General features: G+C 46.3%; 15 protein-coding genes. 9 read left to right on the top strand and 6 right to left on the bottom strand.

What is annotated here, in order from left to right:
* Nucleotides 1-282 precede the first annotated feature (282 nt).
* Genes gmhA through rfaD form a run of 3 tightly spaced genes read right to left on the bottom strand, consistent with a single transcriptional unit; the run spans nucleotide 283 to nucleotide 3282 of the window.
* Nucleotides 283-846, bottom strand: coding sequence for a D-sedoheptulose 7-phosphate isomerase (gene gmhA, locus JEU20_RS11425; protein ID WP_198246217.1), 564 nt, complete (start codon nucleotides 844-846; stop codon nucleotides 283-285).
* Between the two features lie 8 nt (nucleotides 847-854).
* Nucleotides 855-2285, bottom strand: coding sequence for a D-glycero-beta-D-manno-heptose-7-phosphate kinase (rfaE1, locus tag JEU20_RS11420; RefSeq protein WP_198246215.1), 1431 nt, complete (start codon nucleotides 2283-2285; stop codon nucleotides 855-857).
* Nucleotides 2272-3282 carry an ADP-glyceromanno-heptose 6-epimerase gene (gene rfaD / locus JEU20_RS11415; protein ID WP_198246708.1) on the bottom strand — a complete coding sequence of 337 codons (1011 nt, stop codon included), beginning with the start codon at nucleotides 3280-3282 and terminating at the stop codon, nucleotides 2272-2274. The genes rfaE1 and rfaD overlap by 14 nt, the downstream gene beginning before the upstream one ends.
* Before the next feature lie 177 nt (nucleotides 3283-3459).
* Here rfaD and gmhB point away from each other — a divergent pair, with 177 nt between their 5' ends.
* The 8 genes from gmhB (at nucleotide 3460) to JEU20_RS11375 (ending at nucleotide 11128) form a co-directional block, all read left to right on the top strand.
* Nucleotides 3460-4059: a D-glycero-beta-D-manno-heptose 1,7-bisphosphate 7-phosphatase gene (gene gmhB / locus JEU20_RS11410; protein ID WP_198246213.1), complete on the top strand. Its 600-nt coding sequence runs from the start codon at nucleotides 3460-3462 to the stop codon at nucleotides 4057-4059.
* A 109-nt stretch (nucleotides 4060-4168) separates the two neighbouring features.
* Entirely contained in the window at nucleotides 4169-4426 is a 258-nt protein-coding gene (locus JEU20_RS11405) for a DUF3306 domain-containing protein (protein ID WP_198246212.1), read from the top strand.
* Between the two features lies 1 nt (nucleotide 4427).
* Nucleotides 4428-5879: a 4Fe-4S dicluster domain-containing protein gene (locus JEU20_RS11400; RefSeq protein WP_198246210.1), complete on the top strand. Its 1452-nt coding sequence runs from the start codon at nucleotides 4428-4430 to the stop codon at nucleotides 5877-5879.
* A complete protein-coding gene (locus JEU20_RS11395; protein ID WP_198246208.1) occupies nucleotides 5876-6457 on the top strand; it encodes a TorD/DmsD family molecular chaperone in 582 nt (193 codons plus the stop codon). Before JEU20_RS11400 ends, JEU20_RS11395 begins: the two co-directional genes overlap by 4 nt.
* Complete coding sequence (locus tag JEU20_RS11390; RefSeq protein ID WP_198246207.1) at nucleotides 6447-6635, top strand: formate dehydrogenase; 189 nt, start codon at nucleotides 6447-6449, stop codon at nucleotides 6633-6635. Before JEU20_RS11395 ends, JEU20_RS11390 begins: the two co-directional genes overlap by 11 nt.
* A 29-nt stretch (nucleotides 6636-6664) precedes the next feature.
* On the top strand, nucleotides 6665-9532 hold the full coding sequence (locus JEU20_RS11385) for a formate dehydrogenase subunit alpha (protein WP_198246205.1): 2868 nt from the start codon (nucleotides 6665-6667) through the stop codon (nucleotides 9530-9532).
* Nucleotides 9533-9542: 10 nt separating this feature from the next.
* A complete protein-coding gene (gene fdh3B, locus JEU20_RS11380; RefSeq protein WP_198246204.1) occupies nucleotides 9543-10157 on the top strand; it encodes a formate dehydrogenase FDH3 subunit beta in 615 nt (204 codons plus the stop codon).
* 2 nt (nucleotides 10158-10159) lie between these two features.
* Nucleotides 10160-11128 carry a formate dehydrogenase subunit gamma gene (locus tag JEU20_RS11375; protein WP_198246202.1) on the top strand — a complete coding sequence of 323 codons (969 nt, stop codon included), beginning with the start codon at nucleotides 10160-10162 and terminating at the stop codon, nucleotides 11126-11128.
* Between the two features lie 391 nt (nucleotides 11129-11519).
* Here JEU20_RS11375 and JEU20_RS11370 read toward each other — a convergent pair whose 3' ends face one another.
* Entirely contained in the window at nucleotides 11520-12077 is a 558-nt protein-coding gene (locus JEU20_RS11370) for a c-type cytochrome (RefSeq protein ID WP_198246200.1), read from the bottom strand.
* 141 nt (nucleotides 12078-12218) lie between these two features.
* Between JEU20_RS11370 and JEU20_RS11365 the strand changes: the two genes are divergently transcribed.
* Nucleotides 12219-13322, top strand: a complete 1104-nt coding sequence (locus tag JEU20_RS11365) for an HPF/RaiA family ribosome-associated protein (RefSeq protein ID WP_198246198.1) — start codon at nucleotides 12219-12221, stop codon at nucleotides 13320-13322.
* A gap of 59 nt (nucleotides 13323-13381) precedes the next feature.
* Here JEU20_RS11365 and lpxC read toward each other — a convergent pair whose 3' ends face one another.
* Both lpxC and ftsZ read right to left on the bottom strand, forming a co-directional pair.
* A complete protein-coding gene (gene lpxC, locus JEU20_RS11360) occupies nucleotides 13382-14308 on the bottom strand; it encodes a UDP-3-O-acyl-N-acetylglucosamine deacetylase (RefSeq protein WP_198246196.1) in 927 nt (308 codons plus the stop codon).
* A 108-nt stretch (nucleotides 14309-14416) separates the two neighbouring features.
* Nucleotides 14417-15574, bottom strand: coding sequence for a cell division protein FtsZ (gene ftsZ / locus JEU20_RS11355; protein ID WP_198246194.1), 1158 nt, complete (start codon nucleotides 15572-15574; stop codon nucleotides 14417-14419).

Raw genomic sequence — 15574 nt, 5'->3', positions numbered from 1 at the left:
ACTTGCAATCAGCACACCTGGCCGTGAAAGCTTATAGATTTTTTTTATAACACTCTCAATATTACATCAGGATATGGATGCAGAAAAAGCTTTCTCTGAGCTCTATTATTTATCGACACTTCAGACCACAGAGCGCACAGAGAATAGAAAATCTGTGCGCTCTGTGTCTATTTTCATTAGCCCCATTCATCACCACTGACCGAAAATTTTCGGCCTATTATCGTCACGACGTAACATCAGTTATATTGTTTTCTGGATGCAGGAGATACATTTGCCCGACCCTCAAAAATGCTGTTCAATCAAGTGACATAAGGTATGCCCTAACAAAATATGCATTTCCTGAATTCTGGGCGTATCGTTGCTTGGCACAATTAACGTCACATCGCATAAACCATTCATTGCACCGCCCGTGTTGCCACTAAAACCAATGGTTTTACAGCCCATTTCTCGCCCTAAGGCCAATGCGTTAATGACATTGGTGCTGTTGCCGCTGGTGCTGATACCTAACAGGATATCCGCAGGCTGTGCTAAGGCTTCAACCTGGCGAGAAAATAAATGGTTAAATCCAAAATCATTTCCAATTGACGTCAAAGCAGAACTATCGGTTGTCAAGGCAATTGCCGCAAGTCCCTTGCGCTCCTTTTTATAGCGGCCCACCAATTCAGCGGCGATATGCTGCGCATCAGCCGCCGAACCGCCGTTACCAAAAATCAGTAGTTTCCCACCGTTTTCTAACGAGGCTAAGCAAAGCCGAGTAGCCATTTCCAATTTATCGGCAAGTTGTGACAGGCTGTTCTCGGCCACCTTAAGATGGTCGGTAAATTCGTGCTGAATCGTTTTTATCATGGTGTGGATTATGAAAGTGAGGTGCGGATTTTTTCAATGGTGCGCGTGGTACTTTTTCCATCGACAAATTGAACCAGTTTGAGTTCACCGGCAATGTCCTGGCCGACGACAGGCTTGCCTTCGTAATCCCCTCCTTTAACCAGAATGTCCGGCTGCACCATGCGAATCAACTCCAGTGGCGTATCTTCTTCAAAAATAACGACATAATCAACGGCTTCTAAAGCGGCCAGTAAATAAGCCCGGTCCATTTCCGGATTGATCGGGCGAAGCTCACCTTTCAAGCGTTTAACCGAAGCATCGGCGTTCAATCCGACAATCAAGACATCACCAAAGCTTTTCGCCGTTTCCAGATAACGCACATGGCCTGCATGCAAAATATCAAAACAGCCATTGGTAAACACAATTTTTTTATCGCGACTTTTCAATTCAGTTATCAATCGCTGTATTTCATCGCGTGTTTTGATGTGGGATTCGCTCGTGGAGTGATTCAAGCTGGATTGATATTCGATAATTTCACTCAAAGACACGGTGGCACTGCCCATTTTTCCAACCACAACGCCAGCGGCTAGATTGGCGAAATTAACGGCATCATCGATAGGACTGTTACACGCCAAAGCAAAACCTAACGATGCCAAAACGGTATCACCTGCGCCTGTAACATCAAACACTTCACGTGCCTGGGTGGGATGTACCTTAAGTTTGTCTGTATAGACAGCAATCCCCTGTTCGCTAAGCGTAATCAAGGAAACAGCCAGTTGTAGCTGTGTTTTAAGCTGGTAGATGGCTTGTGACAGACTGTTTTGATCACAGATATTAATGCCGGTCGCCAAGGAGGCTTCTTTTTTATTAGGCGTCAATAAATAAGCCTGTTTATATTTGGAATAATCCTGGCCTTTGGGATCAACCAAGACCTTTTTGCCGGCCTGATTGACACAGTGAATGATTTTCCGGGTCAGTCTGTCAGTTAAAACACCTTTGCCATAGTCCGACAATAAAACAATATCAATCGTAGGAAGCTGTTGCGTGAGTGCCTCTAAAATCTTGTTTTCCGAGGCTATATCAATCGGCAGAAGCGTTTCATTATCATAACGAACAATTTGCTGCTGTGCGGCGATAATACGACTTTTCTGTGTCGTTTTACGCCCTGGCTGCGTGATTAAATGCGCGGTATCCACCTGGATATCGGCCAATAGGCGATGCAGCTGGCTAGCGGCCTCATCATCGCCAAGTACGCTAATCAATTTAACTTTAGCACCCAGAGTAACAAGATTGTTCACTACATTACCGGCGCCGCCAAGTTGGCGTTTTTCTTCTGTAATATTGACCACCTGCACCGGCGCTTCAGGCGAGATACGGTCGCAATGCCCCCATAGATAATGATCGATCATCAGATCGCCGATGACCAGAATATTGGGGTTTTGGTCTTTAAACAGGTTCATTGTTTTCTTCAGTAAACAGGCGTTTTATTTCCGGCAGATAGGCTTTAATGCCTTTTTCCAGCGTAAATTCAGGTTGATAATCAAGATAGCGTTGCGTCAGACTAATATCCGCCTGGGTGTGCATCTGATAGCCGGTATAGGGGTTGGGGAAATAATCCGTACCTAAATCGGTGCCGAGCTCCCGTTGTAAGATATCCGCAATATCCTGAAAACTACGGGCGATACCTGTGCCAACATTATATACGCCGGTTTTTTTCGGCTGACAGGCTTTAATATTGGCCTGAATAACATCGTCAATATAAACAAAGTCCCGCATGATTTTATCGGAGTGTTCGAACAGGCGTGGTGCAGTGCCGGATAATATTTGATGACCTAATTGCAACACCATCGAGGCGGTTTTGGCCTTGTAAAACTCACCGGCACCATAGGCATTAAAATAACGCAGGCCAGTCACAGATAGGTCAGGGTTGTCGCGGCTAAAACGATTGGCGAGTTGATCCATAGCATATTTGCTATAGCCATACGGGTTTTCCGGTCGTTCTTTGCCTATCGTCTGAGGCGAAGGCTGAGAGCCGTAAGTTGCCGCTGAACTGGCGTAAACAACGGTTGCACGATCTTTTTTGGCCAGTGCCAGAATATCAGCAAAGGCATTTACATTGGTTTGGATGACAATTTCCTGGTTATAAACCCGGGTGTCGGAAATTGCCGCCTGATGAAAAATGTAATCAAACCGGTAATCATGTAATCGCGCCAAATCTTCAGACCGGTTAATGCTACCGCAGATGACTTCGCCACTAAAGCCTAATAGATTTTTGTAATGGCCAAAGCTGACCAGGTTGCCATGGGGAAAGGTTTCGCCGGAACGAAAACAGTCAAACACGATAACCCTGGCTTTTGGATAATTCCGTTGGAAATAATGTGCTAAACGACTACCAATAAAACCGGCGCCCCCGGTAATCAGGATAGTTTTTGAATTGAAATCAATGGGTGAACTCATAAGCATAATTCAATAGAATGATAGATACATTATATCGCTTAACCGAAAAACTGTACGAAAAGTATAGAGGTTTGGCAATCGGTGGCTCAATTTTGTCGAGGGTAAGACAAAAAATGCCGCTATAGGCAATAAAAGCGCGGCTGGGCGACAATTCAACGCGCGGAGAGTATAAACAGAATGCATGAAACACAAGACAGCAGACAAAAACAAGCGGCCGTTTTTATGGATAGGGATGGCACGATAAATGTTGAGAAAAATTATCTGCATAAAATTGACGACTGGGAATGGATTCCAGGCGCTATAGAGGCGATCAGGCGCATCAATCAAATGGGCTTTAAAGCCGTGGTGGTCAGCAACCAGGCTGGCGTCGCTCGCGGTTATTATGACACCGCGGCGATTGAAACCTTGCACAACGCTGTCGATAAGCTACTGACAGAGGCCAAGGCGCATATCGATGGCTATTATTTTTGCCCGCATCATCCCGATTTTGGCTCAATGCAATCATGTTCGTGCCGGAAACCAGAACCCGGCATGTTACTAGCCGCCAGCCAGGACTTGAATATTGATTTAAGCCGATCCTATTTAATCGGCGATAAACTCTCCGATATTGAAGCAGCACTTGCCTGTGGCGTTACACCCTTGCTAGTACGTACCGGCTACGGTGCCGAAGAAATTGCGCGTTGCCCGCCGCAGGTAACAATTTGTGATGATATTTCAGATGCGGTCAGCTTCATTGAAAAGACCGAAGGACGCCCTGCCTCTTCACGACATGATTGAAAGCCGAATCTGTGATTTCAGATGAAATATAAAAGTTTATCGTTTCGCTGATAGTTGACATTGCACAAATCAGACAAGACAATGCCTTGAGATATAACAGGATAAAGCCATGAGTAAAGAAATCGACGATGAGGGCAGCGAACAGGTGAAGCAGGCTGTGTTCGAGACTATTTTCAAACAATCTCGCTTTGGCGTGCGCGATGGCTTGAATGAATATGATGAAGATTACACCACATTCAACGATTTAGGCGACTTGATTCCAACTGAAATGCAGCTGGCCATGGCGCGGCTGGAAACGCAAACGAACGATCAAGACACAGCCTTATCTGCTACTGAAACAGCCCCACCCCGCACTCGACAAAGCTGAAATGGAACCTGAGTATATTCAGTATCACAGCCAGAATCGCTTATTGATTATCGGCTCCGAGCCAGCGTTTGATCAGTTACCCGTAACGCTGGCTGCCGACTTCAAGTTGTTCTGGCTGACAGCCGCTACCTCTGCAAGCAAAGCCGGAACGGAAATACTCGCTCTTACAGCCGATGAAGACTTAAGCGGTTTTCTGGGTAATTTCAAATTAAAAAACCACCCACATCATCAATTTGACCTGATACTGGACTTTCAGGAATCGCCGGCTATTACCAGCCCTATTCCGCCTTTTGGCTATTACCCCGTAGCCGACGCAAACCGACTCAAGGCCGCACTGGCCGAATTACCCGACATGATAGGCCAGTTCGACAAACCTAAATATTTTGGGCTGGACACAACACATTGTGCGCATCAGAACAACCACATCACAGGCTGCCATCGCTGTATTGATGTCTGCGCCACCCAGGCCATTACCTCAGAACACGGTCAGATTCAGGTCAATCCCTATTTATGTCAGGGCTGTGGCGATTGCAGCAGCGTTTGTCCCAGCGGTGCTATTCGTTATCAATATCCTGATCTTAAAACCCGCCTGGTAGCCATTAAAACAGTCTTAGCCGGTGCCAGTGTCGATAAAGCCCTCGTATTACACCAAGGCGAATGCCCGGAAGATTTACCCGATTATGCTATTCCTTTTCAGCTTGAAGCCTTAGGTGTGGCCGACCTGGCACTGTGTCTGAACGCAATCGCCTTTGGCGCCAATCAGGTTATATTATGGCCCCCTGCCGAATTGACCCTGCAAACCCGACATACGCTGGACGATGTCATCAAACAGGGTAATCAGCTTTTAGCCGCATTGGGCCTGGGAAATAATCGCATCCAAATCACATCCCAGACCGATTTCAAAAGACTACCACCACACGCCATCGAGCCTGCACCGTACCAACCAGAAAACGATAAACGTCGCGCCATTCGCATGGCGACCGAATATATCGGTCAATTTTCTAACACAACTCCGGACACTTGCGCACTCCCTGCCTCAGCATATTTCGGGACGCTGCATATCAATATAAATAGCTGCACCTTATGTCTGTCCTGTGTCAGCATTTGTCCCGCCCAAGCACTACAATCCGGCCAGGATTTGCCGCAACTGAAGTTGATTGAAGCGAACTGTCTACAATGCAGCCTCTGCCAGACAGCTTGCCCGGAACAGGCCATAACACTTGAGCCACGTTATTTATTTGACAGCACACAAGCTAAAAAGCCACGTTTACTGCATGAAGAAAAACCTTTTTTATGCATCAATTGCCAAAAGCCCTTCGCCAGTGCCAGCATGATCAATACCATTGTTCAAAAACTGCAGCATCATCCAATGTTTCAAGGCGAGCGCAAACAACAATTGCTGCTGTGTGAAGACTGCAAAATTGCCGCCCACTTCAATCAACCAAACGCATGAACGACGAAGAGCGCTTATTTTTTTACCAGTTAATAGCGCGATTGTTTCGTGCCGCTCCTGATCAGGCGTTGCTGAAGCTGATTAGTAAACTTGAAGTCAATACAGGTTACGATAACTTCAGCCAGGCACTGTCTACCTTGATTTCTGTCGCTAAAACTGCTGATATTCAACAGCTCGATGATGACTACCATCATTTATTTATCGGTCTAGGACGCGGAGAGCTTGTTCCTTATTTATCCTGGTATCAAACCGGCTTCTTGATGGAAAAGCCTTTAGCCAGCTTACGCCAACAGTTAAAACAACTGGGCATTCGACGTCAGCCAAAAAACTGTGAGCCTGAAGATCATATCAGCGCAATCTGTGAAGTCATGGCATTGTTGATTCAAGACCAAAGCGAGCACCAAAACGTTTTTTTTCAGAATGCAATTGCACCGTGGTTTGCACACTTTTTCAGCGATTTAAAAGCCACTACAACTGGTAATTTTTACCCGATAGTGGCAGAATTAGGGCTAGCCTTTATTGCGCTTGAGGCCCGGTCATTATCCATACCATACGCGGGAGAAACAGATGCAACCTGATAATCATCGTCGCCAGTTTTTTAAAACCCTAATCGGCGCAAGTGCTGCAACTAGCGTGCTTACGTTAACCTCAAGCAAAGCAAAAAATCAATCTCCCCCCACCACCCAAACGATGCCATCACAAGGCTATCATGAAACCCAGCATATCCGTGATTACTATAATAAAATCAACTTTTAACGGCTCTCTGCCGCCTACAAGGTATCGGTATGAAACTTATCAAACGTTCAACTTCTGTTGAAAACAAGTCTGAAAACACCCTCGACCGCAGAACCTTTTTAAAACACAGCTCTCTGGCAGCCGGGGGCGCTGCATTGAGTAGTCAATTACCTTTCACCTTAATGGAAAAGGCCGAAGCGACAGAGCAGTCTGAGCAAGCATCTACAGACATTAAAACCATTCGTTCTGTCTGCACCCATTGTTCGGTCGGTTGCGGCGTAATTGCTGAAGTCGAAAATGGCGTCTGGGTCGGCCAGGAGCCTGCATTTGATCACCCCTTCAACCTTGGTGCCCATTGCGCTAAAGGTGCTGCAGTACGTGAACATGGTCATGGCGACCGCCGCCTGAAATATCCAATGAAACGGATAGATGGGAAATGGAAACGCATTGACTGGCAGCAGGCCATCGATGAAATCGGTGATAAAATTCTGGAAATCCGTCAGCAATCCGGCCCCGACTCTGTCTACTGGCTCGGATCTTCTAAGCATAATAACGAACAAAGCTACCTATTCCGCAAATTCGCAGCCTTTTGGGGGTCTAATAACATCGACCACCAGGCCCGCATCTGCCATTCCACCACTGTTGCCGGCGTTGCCAACACCTGGGGTTATGGCGCGATGACCAATTCTTTTAACGATATTCACAACAGCAAGGCCATCCTGATTATTGGCGGCAATCCGGCTGAGGCACATCCGGTTTCCATGCAACATATTTTCAAAGCCAAGGAACAGGGTGCACCATTGATTGTCATCGATCCACGTTTTACCCGTACCGCTGCCCACGCAACCCAGCATATCAGGCTGCGTCCAGGCACTGATGTGCCGTTGATTTGGGGTATGTTATGGCATATTTTTGAAAATGGCTGGGAAGATAAAAACTTTATTCAACAGCGCGTCTATGGCATGGATACGATTCGCAAGGAAGTTGCCGAATGGACGCCGGACAAAGTCGAACAAGTCACCGGTGTGCCGGAGGCCGAGGTTTTCCAGGCCGCCAAAACCATGGCGACTCACCGGCCCGGCACTTTCATCTGGTGTATGGGGGGTACGCAACACACCATTGGCAATAACAATACCCGGGCTTATTGCATTTTCCAACTAGCGCTGGGAAACATGGGCGTGGCCGGTGGCGGCACCAATATTTTCCGTGGTCATGACAATGTTCAAGGTGCCACCGATTTAGGCCCGAATGCGCATACTCTACCCGCTTATTATGGCCTAACCGAAGCGGCCTGGAAACATTGGGCTCGCGTATGGGATATCGATTATAACTGGCTATCCAAGCGTTTCGATCCGGCCTTGTACGATGATGGCGCGGGGGGTAAAAAACGCACCATGAACATGAGCGGCATTCCAGTTTCTCGCTGGATCGATGGCGTGCTAGAAAAGCCCGAACTTATCGCACAAAAAGATAATATCCGCGCCATGGTGTTTTGGGGACATGCTCCGAACAGCCAAACCCGTTCTCCGGAAATGAAGCAAGCTATGGAAAAACTCGACCTGCTGGTCGTGATAGACCCCTATCCCAGCAACAGTGCGGTGCTGCATGACCGGCCGGACAATACCTATTTATTGCCCGCCTGCACTCAGTTTGAAACTTACGGCTCGCTGACCTCATCCAATCGCTCCCTGCAATGGCGCGACCAGGTAATCGAGCCGCTATTTGAATCCCGCCCCGATCATCAGATTTTGTATCAGTTTGCGGAAAAATTAGGCTTTGCCGAACCCATGTTCAAGCATATCCGGGTTGAAGACTCGACACCATCGATTGAGGACATTACCCGCGAATTCAACCGCGGTGCCTGGACGATAGGCTACACCGGACAAAGTGTCGAACGCATCAAAAAACACCAGCAAAACTGGCATACCTTCAATACCACAACACTGAAAGCCGAAGGCGGCCCCTGCGATGGCGAATATTTTGGCCTGCCTTGGCCCTGTTGGGGAACGCCGGAACAAAAGCATCCAGGTACGCCATTGTTATACGACACCAGCAAACCCGTAGCCGAAGGCGGACTGACATTCCGCGCCCGTTTTGGGATAGAACGTGATGGCGTCAGTCTGCTGGCAGAAGGCTCTTACAGCAAAGGCTCGGAAATCAAACAAGGCTATCCCGAATTCAGCGCCGATTTGTTAAAACAACTTGGCTGGTGGGATGATTTAACGACATCCGAAAAACAGCTGGCCGATGGTAAAAATTGGAAGACTGATCTATCTGGCGGTATTCAGCGAGTTGCCATCAAACATGGCTGCGCGCCCTTTGGCAATGCTAAGGCACGTTGCATCGTCTGGCAATTTCCTGACCCAATACCGATTCATCGTGAACCGCTGTACAGCAATCGCCGCGATATGGTTAAAGCGTTTCCAACCTATAAGGATCGGAAAAGCTTTTACCGTCTGCCTACCCGTTATGCATCAATACAAAAAATTGATTACAGCAAGGATTATCCCTTGACTATGACCAGTGGCCGCCTGGTGGAATACGAAGGTGGCGGCGAGGAAACCCGCTCCAATCCGTGGCTGGCGGAACTGCAACAACACATGTTTGTCGAAATCCATCCAGCCGATGCCAATAATGCCGGCGTCAAACACGGCGAGCAAGTATGGGTGGAAGGGCCGGAAGGCGGTCGTATCCAAGTTATGGCATTTATAACCGAGCGGGTAAGCCGAGGACTGGTATTTATGCCCTTTCATTTTGCCGGCCACTATCAAGGCCAAAGCCTGGCGGATAAATATCCTGAAGGAACGGTGCCTTATGTACTCGGTGAATCCTGCAATACCGTGTTTACTTATGGTTATGATTCAGTAACCGCGATGCAGGAAACTAAAGTTTCTTTATGCCGTTTGCGCAAAGCCTAGGAGCCTATAGATGGCCAGAATGAAGTTTATTTGTGATGATGATCGCTGCATCGAATGCAATGCTTGTATCACCGCCTGTAAAAACGAACACGAAGTGCCTTGGGGCGTCAATCGCCGGCGTGTTGTCACGCTGAATGATGGTCAGGCCGGCGAAACCAGTATTTCAGTTGCCTGTATGCATTGCTCCGACGCACCCTGTGCCCAAGTCTGTCCGGTCGATTGTTTTTATACCACTTCAGATGGCGTAGTTTTACACGATAAAGACCTCTGCATTGGTTGTGGTTATTGTTTTTATGCCTGTCCATTTGGTGCACCTCAGTTTCCGCAGGATGGCGCTTTCGGCAATCGTGGCAAAATGGATAAATGCACCTTTTGTGCCGGCGGGCCTGAAGAAGATTTTTCCGAAGCCGAATTTGAAAAATATGGCCGTAACCGACTAGCTGAAGGAAAATTACCGATTTGTGCTGAAATGTGTTCGACCAAGGCTCTGCTCGCGGGTGATGGCGATGTAATCGCTAAACTGTTTTCGCAACGCGCCATTCAGCGCCAGTTAAACCAGGAAGAACCCAATAATTCAGCCGCCAGTCCAAAATTGTGGGGCTGGAAAACAGCCTATAAAGACTGATCATGTTTCGTTTATTTCCCTTTTTATTGTTACTGAGCGTTCAGGCTCTGGCCGATGAACGCACATTCTGGCGACAGGTGCGTGAAGGCGTTGAAGGCTACTCGGCTGTCGTGGGCGTTGAGACCAATAAACTCATCCAAGCCAGTGGCACACAATGGCTTTATATCCGCAATGAATTAATTGCCGGAACCGGCGCCTGGGTATTGGCACTAACTGTGTTTGCCTTAGCGTGTTTTTATCTTGTCCGCGGTAAAGTCCGTTTAAGTGAACCACGCAGCGGCGAAATGATTGAACGCTGGAACAAAAAAGAACGCTGGCTGCATTTTTATACCGCCACGCTGTTTATTATTTTGGCGATCACCGGCCTGAGCCTGCTGTTCGGTCGCAGCCTTATCATTGACTGGCTGGGGCATGAGGTGTTTGCAAGCTTTGCCGAATTCGCCAAGATCATCCATAACTATACCGGTCCGTTATTCAGTGTTGGCCTAGCGCTGATGGGACTTATCTGGTTTGAAGACAACAAATTCAGTCAAATTGACTGGCTCTGGTTCAAACAACTCGGTGGCTTTATCGGCAACAAACATCCTTCGGCCGGCCGTATGAATGGCGGTGAGAAGGCATGGTTCTGGCTATTGATGACTGCGGGATTTCTAGTCACGGTTACCGGCCTGAACCTGGATTTCCCCAATCTCGAACAATACCGCCTGGTCATGCAGATCAGCCATATCATTCATTCTGTTGCCGCATTACTGTTGATAGTCGGCGCTCTAGCACATATATACATCGGCACCATCGGTACTGAAGGTGCACTCGAAGGCATGATTAGCGGTAAAGTCGATAAGACCTGGGCCAAACAACATCATGACTTGTGGCTAAAAGCACTGGAAAAAAAATCCTCCGCTGACAATGATGGACAACAAAATACAGAGTCTATTTCTCAAAAGAAAGCCGAAATTCCATTAAAGAAATAAAAAGGCGGATAAAATATCCGCCTTAAAAACATCCCTGTTTAGAGGAGTATAACGATTCTGCTTAAATCAACCGTTCAAATAATCACGGTATAGACGTTAGTTAGTAATCACTAAAGTTTAGCAGTGTTGTATAAACACACCTTGTTTAAATTAGGTATCATTTTATACATATTGAACTTAACCAAAGATGAATCAAACCTATAAATTTTAAATATTCATTTACACAATGTAACTGCTCACCCGGTTGTGTTTTAGCCGGAATAGGTCATTGATTTATCAGGACACGTGAATACATCCATGTAGTTCTGCATAACATCCCTGTTATGCAAGCCTGATAAATCAACAACCTACACCTGCTTTTTAGAGGGAGTGAGTAGATACTACACAATAATTATTTCAAGCTGCTAAAAAACGCACTAAGCGCTTTGATATCCTCATTAGATAAACTGTTTACCATAGCATTCATCGGCCTTCCTTTGCGTTCACCCGATTTAAAAGCCTTCAACTGTTTTTCAAGATAAGCGGCCTTTTGTCCTGCTAAGCGCGGAAATTGACCTCGCCCTTCAGCTTTGCCACCATGACAACCTAAACACATTGCAGCTTTTGATTTTCCCAGCTCAACCAATTTGGCATCTGCTGCAGCCGGCTTTGGTGCAGGCTGTGAGGCGAAAAATGCGGCCAGATTTTCAATATCAGCCTCTGACAAATCAGCGGCAATCGTATTCATGGGCGCATATTGGCGCTCGCCCGATTTAAATTTTTTCAGTTGCCACTGTAAATAAGATGCTGTTTGTCCGGCTAAATTTGGCCAAGTTGAATTTTGACTGAAACCATTAGCACCATGACATCCCTGACAAACCACAGATTTTTTCTTTCCCGCAGTGATATCGGCCGCCTGTACGGTCAATGCTACAAACAACATCACGGATGTAAAAATAAATTTTTTCATCACACACCTCCTCATTGATTATGGAAACACCGCGTTTTTATTTTATTAAAGCGGTTGAATTAGTATAAGCTTGACGCCATGAATAAGAAAGGGAACCTGTCTCTGTTAAAAAACAATCACTATTCAACATAAGGAACAAATATGAAACTACAAATAACTTACAAAGGTTTTGATAAAAACGACAAAAAAAACCTGAAGAAGTTTATCGCAGAAAAAGCCGGTGACCTGGAGCATAAACTGGGCGATTTGATTCGAACAGATACCACACTACGTGGCACACTGGAAAAACATCAAAAAATACCGTTATATCGGCTTGGACTGACCCTGCATTTACCTAAAAAAGATATCGCAGGCGAAGAAGAAAACGAAGATGTACGCGAGGTCATCAACAAAGTTTTTTCCGAACTAGAACGACAAGGGCAAAAATACAAAAGTCGCTTGAAAAACCATCATTTATGGAAGCGCAAAGCCCGCCGTAAACAATTGGTCAAGCATCCACTGTCAGATGCTGCCAGCCAGCCTGTGGCTATAGATCAAAAAACACAACAACAGGCATCAGACTGGTTTGATAGCATTCGCGATTATCTCGACGATTTATATGATTTTTCTGTTCGTGAAATCACTTATTTACAGGCCATCGATGATCTAACGCCGGCGGATATTTTACCGGATGAATTAGTTGATGAAACCATTGTCACCGCATTTGAAAAACAAGACGACAAACCTCAGGATTTTGACACAAAATCCTGGTTGTTCAAGTTGGCACTGGATATTCTGGATCAGGCGGTGCAAGAAAGTCAGCAAAACCGTCAGGCGATCAGTCTGGAAACAACTGTTCCAGAAGATGATATCGACACCCAAATCTATGAATTTTATCAGCCTGAAGAAGTCTTGAAGCTGGAAGATTTGATTCCGGTTCCGTCTGAACCCGCTGTCACTGAAGAAAACATCGCACAGCAACGTGAACTGCAATCGTCATTGGTCAAATTACCGAAAAACTGGCGCCGCGCCAGTATTCTGCATAATCAGCTTGGTTTCTCTGTCCCACAAATAGCGGCTATTTTAGCCCTTGAAACGGCAGTAGTTGAATCGCTCTTGAATATGACCGAACAATTTATCAGCGATCATGCGGCACAAAAAAGTCAGGGTGTTGGTTTTTCAGTGAAAACAGTCCTGCACTCGGTTAAAAAAAGCAACTATCGCCCCGAGCTTTTTACTGAATTAGAACATAAATTCAAAGGCTAAACGAAATCAGCCCGGTAAGCGATTCGCATACCGGGCTGATTTTTCACAATCTATCAGGTTTATTTGACAGGGGGGATAGGCGTTTGTGCTGACCGCATAAATGAAATCGGTGCATCTTCATCATTTTCGAATTCAATGATTTCCCACGCATCGGTGTTTTCCAACAGGGTGAGCAACAGCTTATTGTTTAACGCATGGCCCGATTTAAAACCCTTAAATTCACCAATCAGACTATGCCCTAACAAATACAGATCGCCAATCGCATCGAGTATTTTATGTTTTACAAACTCATCTGCATAGCGCAAGCCATCTTCATTCAAGACTTTATCGTCATCAACCACAATGGCATTATCAAGACTTCCACCTAGGGCCAAATTATTTTCACGCAAGAACTCAATATCCCGCATAAAGCCAAAGGTCCTAGCCCGACTGACTTCTTTTACAAACGTGGTTGAGGAAAAATCCATCACCGCCGTTTTTAAATGATCTGGAAACGCCGGGTGCTCGAAATCAATGGTAAAGGTCACTTTAAACCCGTCAAAGGGTTCAAAGGCAGCCCATTTATCACCCTCTTCCACCCGTATAGCTTGCTTAATACGAATATATTTTTTTGCCGCCTCTTGCTCGGCGAGTCCTGCCGATTGCAATAAAAACACAAAGGGGCCAGCGCTTCCATCCATAATAGGAACTTCAGCAGCGCTCACATCGACTATCGCATTATCGACACCTAAACCCGCCATCGCGGACAAAAGATGCTCAACCGTGGCAATTTTTACGCCTTCCTTAACCAATGTTGTCGACAACATGGTTTCGCCCACATTTTCAGGACGCGCTTCAATCACGACGGGCGGATCTAAATCCACCCGACGAAATCGAATACCAGTATCAGGTTCTGCTGGATGTAAAGTCAGATAAACTTTATCACCTGAATGTAACCCAACACCGGTTGCCCGAATCGTGTTCTTTAATGTACGCTGTTTAATCATTTACCTGTGCGGCTCAAATTGAAACAGTCAATTTTATCATATCCATTATCATTTCTGCTGAGCAATCAGAAAACAATCACCCCCACTCCCAAAATCAGCTGCGATAACTTAATCGGCCTGACGTCTGAGAAATGCCGGAACATCGAGATAATCCAGATCGATATCATTTTTGGGCTGTGCACCAAAACGAGTTTCGCGGCTTTCCGTTTTTTTCTGCCGATTAACTGTGGGTTTGTCCAACACATCATAATTGACTTCCCCATTGGTCACTTTTTGGACTAATTTAGCCGGCGAATTGACCGCTTGAGAAGGCTCTCCCATGCCCGTCGCCACTACGGTAACTTTAATCGCATCCCCTAACTCAGGGTTTATTGCGGTTCCGATTTTCATGTCGGCTTCTTCTGATGCAAAGGCATGCATAATATTTCCAATTTCGTCAAATTCGGTCAAATCTATATTGGCCGCACAGATATTGACCAGAATACCTTTTGCACCCTGCAGACTGATATCTTCCAGTAATGGACAAGCAATGGCTTTTTCCGCCGCTTCGCGTGCACGGTTATCACCACTGGCAACACCCGTCCCCATAATGGCCGCCCCCATGTTACCCATCACTGTTTTAACATCGGCAAAATCAACATTAATCAATCCAGGGCTGGTGATCAATTCCGTAATGCCCTGTACGGCATCCAATAAAACATCATTAGCCGTATTGAAGGCATTGCTCAGCGACAAATTGTTGCCTAAAACCGGCAACAGTTTCTGATTTGGAATAACAATCAAAGAATCGACAAATCTTTCCAGTTCCCGAATACCTGTTTCTGCAACGACTTTTTTCTTTTTGCCTTCAAAATCGAAAGGCTTGGTGACCACAGCGACAGTCAATATTCCCATTTCCTTGGCCACTTCGGCAATCACCGAAATTGCCCCCGTACCGGTACCGCCACCCATGCCAGCGGTTAAAAATAGCATATCGGCACCTTCAATTTCTTCGCGGATACGGTCACGATTTTCTTCGGCTGCTTGCTTACCCACTTCAGGCCGTGTCCCGGCCCCTAAGCCTTTGGTTAATTCAACACCGAGCTGGACTTTGGTATCGACGTTCAACTTTCTTAACGCCTGTGCATCGGTATTGGCACAAATAAACTCCACGCCTTCAATACCGGATTCAACCATATAGTCCACTGCGTTGCCACCGCCGCCGCCAACACCGATAACTTTGATGACAGCATTTTCACTACACATGTCTACTAATTCGTATTTCAC

The sequence above is a fragment of the methane-oxidizing endosymbiont of Gigantopelta aegis genome (genome assembly GCF_016097405.1).
Classification (GTDB): Bacteria; Pseudomonadota; Gammaproteobacteria; order Methylococcales; family Methylomonadaceae; genus Methylomarinum.
Note: the sequence above shows the minus strand (reverse complement) of the source record. Positions and strands in the feature narration are given on the sequence as shown.

What these genes read in the sequence shown, in the direction of transcription:
- JEU20_RS11370 (WP_198246200.1), bottom strand. Translation starts at nt 12,077, where the DNA reads ATGAAAAAATTTATTTTTACATCCGTGATGTTGTTTGTAGCATTGACC.
- JEU20_RS11400 (WP_198246210.1), top strand. Translation starts at nt 4,428, where the DNA reads ATGGAACCTGAGTATATTCAGTATCACAGCCAGAATCGCTTATTGATT.
- JEU20_RS11405 (WP_198246212.1), top strand. Translation starts at nt 4,169, where the DNA reads ATGAGTAAAGAAATCGACGATGAGGGCAGCGAACAGGTGAAGCAGGCT.
- lpxC (WP_198246196.1), bottom strand. Translation starts at nt 14,308, where the DNA reads ATGATTAAACAGCGTACATTAAAGAACACGATTCGGGCAACCGGTGTT.
- JEU20_RS11365 (WP_198246198.1), top strand. Translation starts at nt 12,219, where the DNA reads ATGAAACTACAAATAACTTACAAAGGTTTTGATAAAAACGACAAAAAA.
- fdh3B (WP_198246204.1), top strand. Translation starts at nt 9,543, where the DNA reads ATGGCCAGAATGAAGTTTATTTGTGATGATGATCGCTGCATCGAATGC.
- JEU20_RS11375 (WP_198246202.1), top strand. Translation starts at nt 10,160, where the DNA reads ATGTTTCGTTTATTTCCCTTTTTATTGTTACTGAGCGTTCAGGCTCTG.
- rfaD (WP_198246708.1), bottom strand. Translation starts at nt 3,282, where the DNA reads ATGAGTTCACCCATTGATTTCAATTCAAAAACTATCCTGATTACCGGG.
- gmhB (WP_198246213.1), top strand. Translation starts at nt 3,460, where the DNA reads ATGCATGAAACACAAGACAGCAGACAAAAACAAGCGGCCGTTTTTATG.
- JEU20_RS11390 (WP_198246207.1), top strand. Translation starts at nt 6,447, where the DNA reads ATGCAACCTGATAATCATCGTCGCCAGTTTTTTAAAACCCTAATCGGC.
- rfaE1 (WP_198246215.1), bottom strand. Translation starts at nt 2,285, where the DNA reads ATGAACCTGTTTAAAGACCAAAACCCCAATATTCTGGTCATCGGCGAT.
- JEU20_RS11395 (WP_198246208.1), top strand. Translation starts at nt 5,876, where the DNA reads ATGAACGACGAAGAGCGCTTATTTTTTTACCAGTTAATAGCGCGATTG.
- JEU20_RS11385 (WP_198246205.1), top strand. Translation starts at nt 6,665, where the DNA reads ATGAAACTTATCAAACGTTCAACTTCTGTTGAAAACAAGTCTGAAAAC.
- gmhA (WP_198246217.1), bottom strand. Translation starts at nt 846, where the DNA reads ATGATAAAAACGATTCAGCACGAATTTACCGACCATCTTAAGGTGGCC.